Here is a 12339-nt window from a genome sequence, read left to right on the forward strand (position 1 = left end):
GGCCGGCGCCCCCGTCATGGGGGGGGGGGGCCCACGTCGGGACACGAGAAAGCCCCCGGTCGATTCGACCGGGGGCTTCTTCATGGAGCGGACGACGAGATTCGAACTCGCGACCCTCACCTTGGCAAGGTGATGCTCTACCAACTGAGCCACGTCCGCATGCGCCGTAGCGCGAAGCCAACTATACCCATCCTTTCGCCTGTGCGAGACGCACCGCCGTATGACGGTTCTCGGCACCGAGTTTGGCGGCGGCGGACGAGAGGTAGTTGCGGACGGTCCCGGGGGAGAGCGAGGCGCGCCGGGCGATCTCCGCGACGGGTGCGCCGTCGGCGGAGAATTCGAGCACCTCGGCCTCCCGCGCGGTCAGCGGGGAGTCCCCCGCGGCGATGGCGTCGGCCGCCAACTCCGGGTCCACGTAACGGTTTCCGGCGTGCACGGTACGGATGATCTCGGCGAGCCGCTGGGCGCTGACGGTCTTCGGGACGAAGCCGCGGACACCGGCCGAGAGGGCTCGCTTGAGGTGCCCGGGACGGCCGTGACCGGTCACGATCATGGTGCGGCAGTGGGGCAGTTCGTCCCGCAGGACTGTGGCGACCCTCACACCGTCCGCACCCGGCATCTGCAGATCGAGCACGGCGACGTCGGGGCGATGGGCGCGGGCCATGGCGAGCGCCTCGGGCCCGGTCGCGGCCTCGGCGACGACGACGAGATCGTCCTCGAGGCCGAGCAGCGCGGCCACCGCACCACGGATCAGATGCTCGTCGTCGGCGAGCAGCACGCGCACGGGTACCGGTGCGGGTGCGGATGCCGGCGCAGACGCAGGCGAGGGCAGGGCTCCAGGTGAGGTCATCGCCGGACCCCCGTCCGGGCCACCGGAATCCGGGCCGTCACGAGGAACGTACCGCCGTCGCCCGGCCCCGCGTCGAGCGTCCCGCCGACGGCGGCGAGCCGCTCCCGCAGCCCGACGAGCCCGCTCCCGGCGCCGGAGGCCGAGCGAACCGAACCACCCTCACCCGCGCCGGAGCCGCCGGAACCACCGTCACCCGCGCCGGAACCGCCCGAGCCGCCGAGACCCGCCTCACCCGCGCCGGAACCGCCCGAACCGCCCAAGCCGCCGTCACCCTCACCGCCCTCACCGCCCCCACCGCTCCCACCGCCGCCCCCCGTTCCCGCCCGTACGCCGTCGTTCTCCACCGTCAGCAGCACCGTGTCCTCCTCCTCCAGCACGGCGATGGCGCAGCGCCGCGCGTCCCCGTGTCGCAGTACGTTCGTCGTGGTCTCCCGGACCACCCACCCGAGCGCCGCCTGGACCTCGTCGGGCAGGTCGAGCGCCGGTCCCGGGGTGTCGACGGCGCAGTCGATCCCGGCCGCGTCGAGCACGCCCCGCGCGCCCTCCAGCTCCACCCGCAGGTCCGCCTCGCGGTAGCCGCGCACGACGTCCCGTACCTCCCGCTGGGACTCCTGCGCGATGCGTTGCACCTCGATCATCTGGTCGACGGCCTCGGGGCGTTCGCGCCGCGCGAGCTGGACGGCGAGTTCGCTCTTGAGGGCGATCACGGAGAGGTTCCGGCCGAGGATGTCGTGCAGGTCGCGCCCGAAGCGCAGTCGTTCCTCGGCGACCGCGAGCCTGGCCTGTACGTCGCGTGCCTCACGCAGTTCGAAGACGACGCCGAGCACCCAGAGCGAGAGGCGGAGGGTGACGGCGAGCCAGCCGATGATGAAGACGACGCTGATCACGGTCGTGAGGCTCTGCACCGCGTCCCGTTCGGTGAGCGCTACGAGGATCAGGAGCGCCCCGGCGAGCAGGGCGTGGTGCAGGGCGACGATCCGGCGGGGGTGGATCAGGCAGTGCCCGGCGAGGAAGGGCACGAGCGCCGCCCCGAGCATCCCGGGGAGCGCGCCGGTCAGGTCGGCGGTGGCCGCTTCGAGGAGGACGGCTCCGGCGATCGCGGCCGTGGCCGCCGCGGCGGGAAGCACCTCGCGCGGCGGGAGCACGGTGCCCGGCTTGAGGTAGGCGTCCATGGCGCGGTGCAGGAAGCGGTGGGAGAGCACGCCGTTGGCGAGGTTGAGCAGCGGGGCGACGACGACGAGGAGGAGCGGGGCCTCGTGCCGGATGGGCCGGATCAGGAGCAGGAGGCCGAGCACGAGGACGGCGGCCCACAGCAGCATGTACGCGGTGACGCGGGTGTAGAGGTCGACCTTGGCCAGGCCGCTCCGGCCGTTCCAGCTCTTCACGGGCCTCTTCACGGGCGCGGGTCCGTCCTCTCGGTGGCGCGCCGGGTTCCTCAGCGCCGGGGTTCCCAGCGGAACCACCGCTGGACAGCAAACACCGAGACCGCGATCCAGGCCACCGTGACCGCCGCCGCGCCCAGCAGGTCTTCCCCTGCCACTCCGCCCGACCAGCCGGCGCGTACGAGCGTCATGACCCCGGTCACCGGCAGCAGTTCGCCGACGGACGCGAGCCCGTCGGGAAGCACCGTGAGGGGGACGAAGAGCCCGGAGCCGAGGGAGGAGATCAGGACCAGCGGCAGCGCGGTGAGCTGGGCGCTCTCGGGCGTGCGGGTGACGGCGGAGGTGGCCGCGGCGATGGTGGTGAGCAGGACGGTGCCGAGGACGACGCCGGCGAGGAGCAGGTCGGGCCGTGCGGGTGCGGGCAGGTCGAGGACGGCGATGCCGCCGATGGTCAGGACGGCGCTCTGCACGAGGGCGAGCGTGGCGGCCGGGAGTGCGATCCCGGTCAGGATCTCGGGGTCGGTCGGTTCTCCGGTGCGCAGCCGCTTGAGGACGAGGGCTTCTCGGCGGGCGACGAACGCGGCGACGAGGTTGCTGTAGACGCCGATGAGGAGGGCCATGCCGATGGCGCCGGTCACGGCGACCTCGGCGATGGTCGTGCCGGCCTCGCCGAGGTCGACCTCCTGGAGGGAGCTGCGGACCGCTCCCACCGTGAGGAGGGGGACGAGCAGGGCGCCGAAGAGCGCGGTGCGGTTGCGGACGAGGAGGGTGAGTTCGGCCCGCCCGAGCGCGACGAGGCGTCTGCGGGAGGGGAGTCGCGTGCGGGAGGGGAGCCGCGTGTCCGAGGGGTTCGGCGTACGGGCGGACAGCGGCGTGCGCGAGGGGAGCTGGGCGGGGGAACTCATCGAACGGCCTCCGGTTCCGGGGTCCGGGCTTCTGTCACGGTGTCCGCCGCGGCGGCGATGTCGAGGAAGGCCTCTTCGAGCGAGGCGGAGCGGGCGTCGAGCCCGTCGAGTCGTACGCCCTCGTCCCGGGCCCAGCCGAGCAGCGCGGCGAGGTCGTCCTGGAGGGATTCGGTACGGATCTCCACCCGCCCCTCGTCCTCGGCGGCCCGCAGCGCGAGCGGGAGCCGGGCGGCGGGGACGCCGGCGGGGAGGGTGAAGCGGATGCGGGCGGGCCGGGCGGCGGTGACCTCGGCCGGGGTGCCGGAGAGCACGATCTGCCCGCGGTGCATGATCGCGAGCCGGTCGGCCAGGGCCTCCGCCTCTTCGAGGTAGTGGGTGGTGAGCAGCACGGTGGTGCCGCCGTCGCGGAGGGCGCGGACGAGTTCCCAGGTGTCGCGGCGGCCTTCGGCGTCGAGGCCGGTGGTGGGTTCGTCGAGGAAGAGGACCTCGGGGCCGCCGAGGAGGGCGAGGGCGAGGTCGAGCCGGCGTCGTTCGCCGCCGGACAGCTGCTTGACCCGTACGTCCTCGCGTCCGGTGAGGCCGGTGGCGCCGAGTGCTTCGGCGGCGGGGCGGGCGTGGGTGGTGCAGTCCGCCCACATCCTCACGGTTTCGGCCACGGTCAGTTCGGAGGGGAAGCCGCCCTCCTGGAGCATCACGCCGATCCGGGGGCGGACGGCGGCCCGTTCGCGGTACGGGTCGTGGCCGAGGACACGGGCGGTGCCGGCGCTCGGGACGGCGAGGCCTTCGAGGAGTTCGACGGTGGAGGTCTTCCCGGCGCCGTTGGTGCCGAGGAGGGCGAAGATCTCGCCGCGCGGGACGGTGAAGGAGATGCCGCGGACGGCCTCGAAGTCGCCGGAGTAGCCGCGGCGGAGGCCTTCCGCCTCGATCGCGGGCGTCGCGTGGGTCGCGTGGGTCATGTGTCCAGGCTTCCGGCGGCGCGGGCCGTCCGGCAGTGCGCGCTGTCACCACCCGCTTCTGACAAATGTCATGGCGGCGGCGGGAGTCGGGGGGCACTCGGAACGCATGGGGGGGAACACGCCGAAGGCCCCGGTTCCAGAGAACCGGGGCCTTCGATCTGGAGCGGACGACGAGATTCGAACTCGCGACCCTCACCTTGGCAAGGTGATGCTCTACCAACTGAGCCACGTCCGCATTGCTGCCGCTCGGCTTTCACCGGGCGGTGCGAGCACCACTCTACCTGATGCACCGGAGTGCTCGGTCTTGCGATGCAGAGCGGGTGACAGGAATTGCACACTGCGCCTTCCCCCTGGAAGGGGGATGTTCTGCTACTGAACTACACCCGCACGCTGCGTGAGGTGGGGCTTTGCGGCCTCGCCCCTCGGCGTGTTCCAGACTTTAGCGGATCATGGGGGGTGCAATGCAAATCGGCTCGCCCCGCCGCGTCGGCGGCCGGGGGGCCGGCCCGCTCAACTCGCGGCGCGGAAGGCCTCGTAGACCCGCTTCGGGATCCGGCCGCGGGCGGGCACCTCCATCTTGTTGGACTGCGCCCAGGCGCGGACCGCCGCCGGGTCGGGGGCGAGGGAGGTGTGGGTGTACGACTCCAGGGAGACGCTCCGGCCGGTCACGGCCTTCGCCGGCAGCTTGCGTCCGGCGGCGAGGTACGGGGCGAGCGCCTTGCGGAGTTTCTTTGCATTGGCAGCATTCAGGTCGATCTCGTACATCTTCCCGTCGAGGCCGAACGCGACCGTTTCAGCCGCTTCTCCGCCGTCCATGTCGTCGGAGATTGTGACCACCACACGCTGAGCCACGGATATCGGTCCTTTCCTGCGGCCGGCGCCGCAGAGGGGGCGCTTGTGGCGCCTCTGACGTGCGGCGATGCCGACCGTACGGCTGTGCCGCGACAATGCTGATTTCTTCTCGATTCCTTTGTACAGCGGTGGGCGTCGCATTGTGAAGCCCTGGCAATTGTTTCAGCGTGTCCCGGTGCATTGAGGTCCGCAATATTTCACTCGAATTTTGCGTGGGGGTGCCCGGGCGGGGGTGTGGGCTGTGATCCCTGGTGGGGCGGCGCCGTGGCCTGGCTTTTGTAGGATCCTTCAGATCTCTACCCGCGTAGAATTTGGAGACAGGTACGCTGAGGGAACCGCCCACGCAACACACCACCGGGAGTGCCAGTGGCACGCGTCGTAGTCGACGTCATGCTCAAGCCGGAGATCCTCGACCCTCAGGGGCAGGCGGTGCAGCGTGCACTGCCCCGCCTGGGATTCGCCGGAATCGCCGACGTCCGTCAGGGGAAGCGTTTCGAGCTGGAGGTGGAGGGACCGGTCGACGACGCCGCCCTCGCCCGCATCCATGAGATGGCCGAGACCTTCCTTGCCAACACCGTGATCGAAGACTTCATCGTGAAGGTGGAGTCGTGACCGCACGCATCGGCGTCGTCACGTTCCCCGGAACGCTCGACGACCAGGACGCGCTGCGTGCCGCCCGCCTCGCGGGTGCCGAACCCGTATCCCTCTGGCACCGCGACAAGGACCTCAAGCAGGTCGACGCCGTGGTCCTGGCCGGCGGTTTCTCCTACGGCGACTACCTGCGGGCCGGAGCCATCTCCCGCTTCTCGCCGGTGATGGAGACGATCATCGAGCAGGCGAAGGCGGGCATGCCCGTCCTCGGTATCTGCAACGGCTTCCAGATCCTCACCGAGGCCCATCTGCTGCCGGGCGCGATGCTGCGCAACAACCACCTCCACTTCATCTGCCGCGACCAGAAGCTGCGGGTGGAGAACGCGGAGACCGCCTGGACCTCGGACTACACCGAGGGCCAGGAGATCGAGGTCCCGCTCAAGAACATGGACGGCCGGTACGTCGCCGACGAGCGTGTGCTCGACGAGCTGGAGGCCGAGGGGCGGGTCGCCTTCCGCTACCTGGACATGAACCCCAACGGCTCGCTGCGCGACATCGCGGGCATCACCAACGCCGCGGGCAACGTGGTCGGCCTCATGCCGCACCCCGAGCACGCCGTCGAGCCGCTCATCGGTACCGGCAAGACGGACGGCCTCGGGTTCTTCACCTCGATCCTCAAGAAGCTGGTCAACGCCTGATGAGCCTCGACACCGTCAAGCACGCGAGCGAGACGCCGGACAGCGAGCAGCCCTGGAAGGAGCTCGGCCTCAAGGAGGACGAGTACGCGCGCATCCGCGAGATCCTCGGCCGCCGTCCCACCGGCGCCGAGCTCGCCATGTACTCCGTCATGTGGTCCGAGCACTGCTCCTACAAGAGCAGCAAGGTCCACCTGAAGCAGTTCGGCGAGAAGGTCCCCGCCAACGACGCCATGCTCGTCGGCATCGGTGAGAACGCCGGCGTCGTCGACGTCGGCCAGGGGTACGCGGTCACCTTCAAGGTCGAGTCGCACAACCACCCCTCGTACATCGAGCCCTACCAGGGCGCGGCCACCGGCATCGGCGGCATCGTCCGCGACATCCTCGCCATGGGCGCCCGCCCGGTCGCGGTCGTCGACCCGCTGCGCTTCGGCGCGGCCGACCACCCCGACACCAAGCGCGTGCTGCCCGGTGTCGTCGCCGGCATCGGCGGCTACGGCAACTGCCTCGGCCTGCCGAACATCGGCGGCGAGGTCGTCTTCGACGAGTGCTACCAGGGCAACCCGCTGGTCAACGCCGGCTGCATCGGCGTGATGAAGCACGAGGACATCCACCTCGCCAAGGCCTCGGGCCCCGGCAACAAGGTGATCCTTTACGGCGCCCGCACGGGCGGCGACGGCATCGGCGGCGTCTCGGTCCTCGCGTCCGAGACCTTCGACGACACGAAGCCGACCAAGCGCCCCGCCGTCCAGGTCGGCGACCCCTTCCAGGAGAAGCTCCTCATCGAGTGCACCCTGGAGATCTTCAAGGAGAAGCTGGTCGCGGGCATCCAGGACCTCGGCGGCGCCGGGCTCTCCTGCGCCACGTCCGAGCTGGCCTCCGCGGGTTCCGGCGGCATGCGCGTCGAGCTCGACCGGGTCCACCTGCGCGACGCGACCCTCTCGCCCGAGGAGATCCTCATGAGCGAGTCGCAGGAGCGCATGTGCGCGATCGTCGAGCCCGAGCACGTCGACCGCTTCCTGGAGATCTGCGAGAAGTGGGACGTCATCGCGGTCGTCATCGGTGAGGTGACCGAGGGCGAGCGTCTGGAGATCTTCTGGCACGGCGAGCAGATCGTCGACGTGCCGCCGCGCTCCGTCGCCCACGAGGGTCCGACCTACCACCGGCCGTACGCCCGCCCGGAGTGGCAGGACGCGCTCCAGGCCGACGACGCCGGCAAGCTGCCCCGGCCGCAGACGGGCGAGGAGCTGAAGGACCAGGTCCTGAAGCTGGTCTCCTCCCCGAACCAGGCGTCGAAGTCCTGGATCACGGACCAGTACGACCGGTTCGTGCAGGGCAACACGGTCCTGGCGCAGCCCGAGGACGCGGGCATGGTCCGCATCGACGAGGAGACCAACCTCGGCGTGGCCATGGCGACCGACGGCAACGGCCGGTACGCCAAGCTCGACCCGTACACGGGTGCGCAGCTCGCGCTCGCGGAGGCGTACCGCAACGTCGCCGCCTCCGGCGCGAAGCCGCTGGCCATCTCGGACTGCCTGAACTTCGGTTCGCCCGAGGACCCGGCCGTGATGTGGCAGTTCGCCGAGGCCACCCGTGGTCTCGCGGACGGCTGTCTGCAGCTCGGCACCCCGGTGACCGGCGGCAACGTCTCGCTGTACAACCAGACCGGCGAGGTCGCGATCCACCCGACGCCGGTCGTGGCCGTCCTCGGTGTGATCGACGACGTCAACCGCCGTACGCCGATCGCCTTCGCGGAAGAGGGCCAGCTCCTCTACCTGCTCGGCGACACGCGCGAGGAGTTCGGCGGCTCGGCCTGGTCCGAGGTCGTCCACCGGCACCTCGGCGGTCTGCCGCCGGCCGTGGACCTCGACCGGGAGAAGCTGCTCGGCGAGATCCTGATCTCGGCCTCGCGCGACGGCATGATCGACGCCGCGCACGACCTGTCCGACGGCGGTCTCGTCCAGGCGGTCGTCGAGTCCTGCCTGCGCGGCGGACACGGCGCGCGCCTGGTCGTCCCGGAGGGTCTGGACGCGTTCACGTTCCTCTTCAGCGAGTCGGCGGGCCGGGCGGTCGTGGCCGTCCCGCGCAGCGAGGAACTCCGTTTCACCGACATGTGCGGTGCGCGGGGTCTGCCGGCGGCGCGGATCGGTGTCGTCGACGGGGACGCGGTCGACGTCCAGGGTGAGTTCGCGCTCTCCCTGACGGAGCTGCGCACGGCGCACGAGGCGACGATCCCGGGCCTGCTGGCCTGATACGGAGCACCGGGGAGGCCCCCGTCCGGACCGAAGGGTCCGGGCGGGGGCTTTCGCGTTTCCCGCTTGCGAGGGATTACGTAATTACGTAATCTCGACGTCATGGAGCTGGAAGAGCGGGTCGCCGCGCTGGAACGGCGTCTGGCGGCCCTGGAGGCCGCGGCCGTGACCGCGGCCGAGACAGCGGCCGCAAGCGCGGCCGAAGCCGCGGCGGGACGTGCGGCCGACATCGGGGCCCGAGCCGCCGGGCGTCCCGAGCCGGAGGTCACCGACAGCCCGCTCTGGGCCCTCGAAAGCCTCAAGGCGCAGCTCGCCGCGGACCCGGGGGACCGGGGCGAGGACGGCGCGGTCGTGTTCACGGGAGCGGTCAGGCTGCCGACCGATGAGCGGTACGAGTGGCAGTTCGGCGCCTTCACCGGGCAGCTGTTCGAGGAGGAGTGGGCGGACGCCGCCGAGTCCTTCGCCGCGCTCGGCCATCCCGTACGGCTCCGGCTGCTGCGGGAGATCCTCGGCGGCCGGCGCACCGCCGCCGAACTGGCGGAGCCGGCGGAGATCGGCACGACCGGCCAGATCTACCACCACCTGCGCCAGCTGACCGGCGCGGGCTGGCTCAAGACCGTCGGACGCGGTCGCTACGAGGTCCCGGGAGCCCGGGTCGTCCCGCTCCTCGTGGTCCTCACCGCGGCCCGCCCGTAACCGACACCACGATCTCAGGGGGAATCCGGATGTCCTCGCGCAAACTGCTGATGGTCCTCCACCGCGTGCTCTGGCTGGCGTTCGTCGTCCAGGTGATCGCCTCGTTCGTCGTCGAACTGCCGTACCCGTACTGGGTGGGCTGGCTGCCCGTGATCGTCGCGATGATCCTCGGCGCCGGTCTCTCCAGGACCGCCCGCGGCCGGGTCATGGCCACGCCCCGCGCCACGGTCGAGGTGGACCCGCCGGTCACCGGCCGCTGGTCGGCACTGAACAGCCCGGCGGACCGGACGCCCAGCCACGGCACCCACCAGCTGGGGCAGACGTACGCGATCGACATCACCCGGGAGGACGAGGCGAAGCCCCGCCCGGGCTTCGCATGGCTGTGGCCGGTGGTCCGGCGGAGCGAGGCCTTCCCGGCCTTCGACGCGCCGCTGCTCGCGGTCGCCGACGCGACCGTCGTGCACGCCGAGGACGGGCAGCGCGACCACCTCAGCCGCAACTCGCTGCTCGGTGTCGTCTACCTGCTGCTGATCGAGGCCGGCGCGCGGAGCATCGGGGGATCCCACCGGATCACCGGGAACCACCTCGTCCTCGACCTCGGCGACGGCACGTACGCGATGTACGCGCATCTGCGGCGCGGCTCCCTCACCGTCCGCCCGGGCGACCGGGTCACGGCCGGCCGGGAACTCGCCCGGTGCGGGAACTCGGGCAACTCCACCGAGCCCCACGTGCACTTCCAGCTGATGGACGGCCCGGACCTGGACACGGCGAGCGGAGTGCCGTTCACCTGGCGCGGAGTGGGCGTGCCGAAGAACGGCGAGACGTTCGAGGTGCCGCGCGGTCCGGTCTACTCGGCCTGACCCCAGAAGGCGTCGGAGACGTCGATGTCCTCGACGCACTCGTCGATGTCGGAGATCTTGTCGCCGATGACGGTGAAGACGAGAGCGCCGTTCATCTCGATGCCCATGCCCTTGTCCTCGCGCGTGGCGTAGAACCTGTTCGCCGCCACGGCATGGCCGCGGCCGTCCACGGAGACGCTCTGCAGCTCGACCCGCATCTCGCCGCGGGTGAGTTCGAACATCTTCCGGTACATGTCGAGGACGTTGTCCCGGCCCTTGATGTGCCCGGATATCTGGCTCTCGCCGGGCGAGTGGTGCGTGCAGTCCGCCGTCATCAGCTCGCCGACGGCCTCCATGTCCCCTCTGGTCCACGCGTCGAAGCCCCGGCGGACCAGGGCGGCGTGGGGGTGCTCAGCCATCGCTCATCGACCCCTCTCGGTCGAACGGTTGCGCTGCCGGAAGCCCTCCCCTTCCAGTCTCCGACTACCCTCGCCCCCATGCCACCGGCCAAGAAGCGCACCCGTCGCTACGACTCCGCCAAGACCAGGGCGGCCGTGCTCGCCCAGTTCGCCCACGTACGGGAGGCGGTCGAGGCGCTCACACCCGAGCAGCTCGACGGGCCGACCCGGCTGGGGGAGTGGACGGTGCGGGACCTGGCGGCGCACCTGGCGATGGCGCTCGCCTCGACGGCCCGGAGGCTCGGGGAGCCCGAGCCGGCCCACCGGGAGCTCGCCCTGCTCGACTGGCCCGCGGCCACGGCGACGGAGGCCGCGAGCATCGACGAGGACACCCGGGCGGTGGACACGGCCGATCTGCCGGCGCTGTTCGCGGAGACGGCGGCGCGGTACGAGGCGGCGCTCGCGGACGTCTCCGACGAGCGGCTGGTGCCGACCCGCTTCGGCGCGATGACCGTCGCCGACTTCCTCGTCACCCGGACCGTCGAGCTCGTCGTCCACACCGACGACCTCAACGCGGCGACCGGCGCCGGCGTCCCCTACGACCGGCAGGCCCTCGCCGCCTGTACCCGGCTGCTCGCCGACGCCCTCGCGGCGAAGGCCCCGGGCGGGGCGGTGGAGGTGCGGATCCCGCCGTACGCCGTGGTGCAGTGCGTGGAGGGCCCCCGGCACACCCGGGGCACCCCGCCGAACGTGGTCGAGACGGACCCGCTGACCTGGATCCGGCTCGCGACCGGGCGGGCGGAGTGGGCGACGGAGCTGGACGGGGCCCGGGTCGGCGCGAGCGGCGAGCGGGCCGACCTGAAGGACCTCCTGCCGCTGATGGGCTGAGGTTCCCGTACGGAAGGTCCGGGGCCCGGGCGGCACCGCTCCCGGAAGAGAAACGGAACCGACTTTCGCCCCGGCCCGTCCCACCCCCATGCAGACGCAGACGACGCGCACCCTCGCATCCGCCGCATCCGCCACCGCCCTGGCCCTCTTCCTCGCCGCCTGCGGCACGGAGGGGGGAAGCTCGGGATCCGGTCCCGGCTCCGGATCCGACTCCCTCGCCCCCGACCTGGTCGTCGCCGGTACCCACTGGACGATCGGCGCCGTCACGGTCGACGGCCGCAGGTCCGCCGCCCCGGACGGCGCCCGCGTCGAGTTCGGCGCGGACGGCCGCGCCCGCGGGAACAGCGGCTGCAACACCTTCGGGGCGACCGTCGCCGTGAAGGGGGACACCCTGACCGTCTCCCCGCAGGAGATCACCGAGATCGGCTGTCCCGAGGACCGGCAGCGCTTCGAGAAGGACCTGGTCAAGGCCTTCAGCGGCCCGCTCAAGGGCAGGCAGAAGGGCGAGACCCTCACTCTGGCCTCGGCCGACGGCCGCAACGGCCTGGAGCTGGCCGCCGAGGCGGGTCTCCCGCTCCGCGGCACCACCTGGAAGATCGACGGGCTGGTCTCGGGGGGCACCGCGTCCTCGCTGGCCCCGGGGACCGGGGGCAAGGCCCGGCTCGTCATCGGCGCCGACGGCCGGATCTCCGGCAACCTCGGCTGCAACAACTTCGCCGCCACCGCCCGCGTCGAGGGGAAGGAGCTCACGGTCGAGGGACCCGCGGCGACGACCCGGATGATGTGCACCGGCACGCAGATGCAGCTGGAGACGCAGCTGTACGAGATCCTCGACGGCCCGCTGACCTATCGCCTGGACCACCGGACGCTGACCCTCACCGACTCCCGGGGCGAGGGCCTGACGGCGACGGCCGCCCCCTCTGGCGAAACCTCCGAAGGGACGGGCGGAACGGACGGCCAGGACAAGCCGACGTCCGGGTGAACGAGGCTCTCCGGGGTGCCCTCCGTCACATCGTCGCCGGCCTCCGGGCCTGG

13 protein-coding genes and 3 tRNA genes are annotated in these 12339 nt (G+C 71.7%); 7 read left to right on the plus strand and 9 right to left on the minus strand.

Going from position 1 to position 12339, the window contains the following annotated elements; translation table 11 throughout:
• Window positions 1-83 precede the first annotated feature (83 nt).
• The 8 genes from ACFQ79_RS21000 to ACFQ79_RS21035 form a co-directional block, all read right to left on the minus strand.
• Window positions 84-159: transfer RNA gene (locus ACFQ79_RS21000), tRNA-Gly, on the minus strand.
• A gap of 22 nt (window positions 160-181) precedes the next feature.
• Entirely contained in the window at window positions 182-850 is a 669-nt protein-coding gene (locus ACFQ79_RS21005; protein ID WP_383585670.1) for a response regulator, read from the minus strand.
• Entirely contained in the window at window positions 847-2235 is a 1389-nt protein-coding gene (locus ACFQ79_RS21010) for a sensor histidine kinase (RefSeq protein WP_383585752.1), read from the minus strand. The genes ACFQ79_RS21005 and ACFQ79_RS21010 overlap by 4 nt, the downstream gene beginning before the upstream one ends.
• Before the next feature lie 50 nt (window positions 2236-2285).
• Window positions 2286-3137, minus strand: coding sequence for an ABC transporter permease (locus tag ACFQ79_RS21015; RefSeq protein WP_383585672.1), 852 nt, complete (start codon window positions 3135-3137; stop codon window positions 2286-2288).
• Entirely contained in the window at window positions 3134-4093 is a 960-nt protein-coding gene (locus ACFQ79_RS21020; protein ID WP_383585674.1) for an ABC transporter ATP-binding protein, read from the minus strand. Before ACFQ79_RS21020 ends, ACFQ79_RS21015 begins: the two co-directional genes overlap by 4 nt.
• A gap of 159 nt (window positions 4094-4252) precedes the next feature.
• Window positions 4253-4328: transfer RNA gene (locus tag ACFQ79_RS21025), tRNA-Gly, on the minus strand.
• An 80-nt stretch (window positions 4329-4408) separates the two neighbouring features.
• Window positions 4409-4480: transfer RNA gene (locus ACFQ79_RS21030), tRNA-Gly, on the minus strand.
• A 123-nt stretch (window positions 4481-4603) separates the two neighbouring features.
• The gene (locus ACFQ79_RS21035; RefSeq protein WP_266967420.1) at window positions 4604-4945 is read right to left on the minus strand and encodes an Lsr2 family protein; all 342 of its coding nucleotides are present in this window, start codon (window positions 4943-4945) and stop codon (window positions 4604-4606) included.
• Window positions 4946-5311: 366 nt separating this feature from the next.
• On the opposite strand from ACFQ79_RS21035, the gene purS reads away from it, so the two are divergent.
• From purS to ACFQ79_RS21060, 5 genes are all read left to right on the plus strand, one after another.
• Window positions 5312-5557 (plus strand): phosphoribosylformylglycinamidine synthase subunit PurS, encoded by a 246-nt coding sequence (gene purS, locus ACFQ79_RS21040; RefSeq protein WP_017240564.1) that lies wholly within the window; start codon window positions 5312-5314, stop codon window positions 5555-5557.
• Window positions 5554-6234: a phosphoribosylformylglycinamidine synthase subunit PurQ gene (gene purQ / locus ACFQ79_RS21045; protein ID WP_383585677.1), complete on the plus strand. Its 681-nt coding sequence runs from the start codon at window positions 5554-5556 to the stop codon at window positions 6232-6234. The genes purS and purQ overlap by 4 nt, the downstream gene beginning before the upstream one ends.
• Window positions 6234-8483, plus strand: a complete 2250-nt coding sequence (gene purL / locus ACFQ79_RS21050; RefSeq protein WP_383585679.1) for a phosphoribosylformylglycinamidine synthase subunit PurL — start codon at window positions 6234-6236, stop codon at window positions 8481-8483. The genes purQ and purL overlap by 1 nt, the downstream gene beginning before the upstream one ends.
• Before the next feature lie 102 nt (window positions 8484-8585).
• Window positions 8586-9179, plus strand: a complete 594-nt coding sequence (locus ACFQ79_RS21055) for an ArsR/SmtB family transcription factor (protein ID WP_383585681.1) — start codon at window positions 8586-8588, stop codon at window positions 9177-9179.
• Window positions 9180-9208: 29 nt separating this feature from the next.
• The gene (locus ACFQ79_RS21060) at window positions 9209-10039 is read left to right on the plus strand and encodes a M23 family metallopeptidase (protein ID WP_383585683.1); all 831 of its coding nucleotides are present in this window, start codon (window positions 9209-9211) and stop codon (window positions 10037-10039) included.
• Here the strand turns inward: ACFQ79_RS21060 and ACFQ79_RS21065 are convergent.
• Window positions 10027-10437 (minus strand): nuclear transport factor 2 family protein, encoded by a 411-nt coding sequence (locus ACFQ79_RS21065; RefSeq protein WP_383585685.1) that lies wholly within the window; start codon window positions 10435-10437, stop codon window positions 10027-10029. The genes ACFQ79_RS21060 and ACFQ79_RS21065 overlap by 13 nt on opposite strands.
• Window positions 10438-10515: 78 nt before the next feature.
• Here ACFQ79_RS21065 and ACFQ79_RS21070 point away from each other — a divergent pair, with 78 nt between their 5' ends.
• Complete coding sequence (locus tag ACFQ79_RS21070) at window positions 10516-11304, plus strand: sterol carrier family protein (RefSeq protein WP_383585687.1); 789 nt, start codon at window positions 10516-10518, stop codon at window positions 11302-11304.
• A gap of 88 nt (window positions 11305-11392) precedes the next feature.
• Window positions 11393-12286, plus strand: coding sequence for an META domain-containing protein (locus tag ACFQ79_RS21075; protein ID WP_383585689.1), 894 nt, complete (start codon window positions 11393-11395; stop codon window positions 12284-12286).
• Window positions 12287-12339 lie beyond the last annotated feature (53 nt).

Origin of the sequence: Streptomyces sp. NPDC056480 (assembly GCF_042795405.1) — a bacterium.
Lineage (GTDB): Bacteria > Actinomycetota > Actinomycetes > Streptomycetales > Streptomycetaceae > Streptomyces.

Excerpts from the sequence above, each read along its gene's own strand:
- ACFQ79_RS21060 (WP_383585683.1), top strand. The coding sequence starts at position 9,209 with ATGTCCTCGCGCAAACTGCTGATGGTCCTCCACCGCGTGCTCTGGCTG.
- ACFQ79_RS21075 (WP_383585689.1), top strand. The coding sequence starts at position 11,393 with ATGCAGACGCAGACGACGCGCACCCTCGCATCCGCCGCATCCGCCACC.
- purL (WP_383585679.1), top strand. The coding sequence starts at position 6,234 with ATGAGCCTCGACACCGTCAAGCACGCGAGCGAGACGCCGGACAGCGAG.
- ACFQ79_RS21020 (WP_383585674.1), bottom strand. The coding sequence starts at position 4,093 with ATGACCCACGCGACCCACGCGACGCCCGCGATCGAGGCGGAAGGCCTC.
- ACFQ79_RS21015 (WP_383585672.1), bottom strand. The coding sequence starts at position 3,137 with ATGAGTTCCCCCGCCCAGCTCCCCTCGCGCACGCCGCTGTCCGCCCGT.
- ACFQ79_RS21065 (WP_383585685.1), bottom strand. The coding sequence starts at position 10,437 with ATGGCTGAGCACCCCCACGCCGCCCTGGTCCGCCGGGGCTTCGACGCG.
- ACFQ79_RS21005 (WP_383585670.1), bottom strand. The coding sequence starts at position 850 with ATGACCTCACCTGGAGCCCTGCCCTCGCCTGCGTCTGCGCCGGCATCC.
- ACFQ79_RS21055 (WP_383585681.1), top strand. The coding sequence starts at position 8,586 with ATGGAGCTGGAAGAGCGGGTCGCCGCGCTGGAACGGCGTCTGGCGGCC.
- ACFQ79_RS21070 (WP_383585687.1), top strand. The coding sequence starts at position 10,516 with ATGCCACCGGCCAAGAAGCGCACCCGTCGCTACGACTCCGCCAAGACC.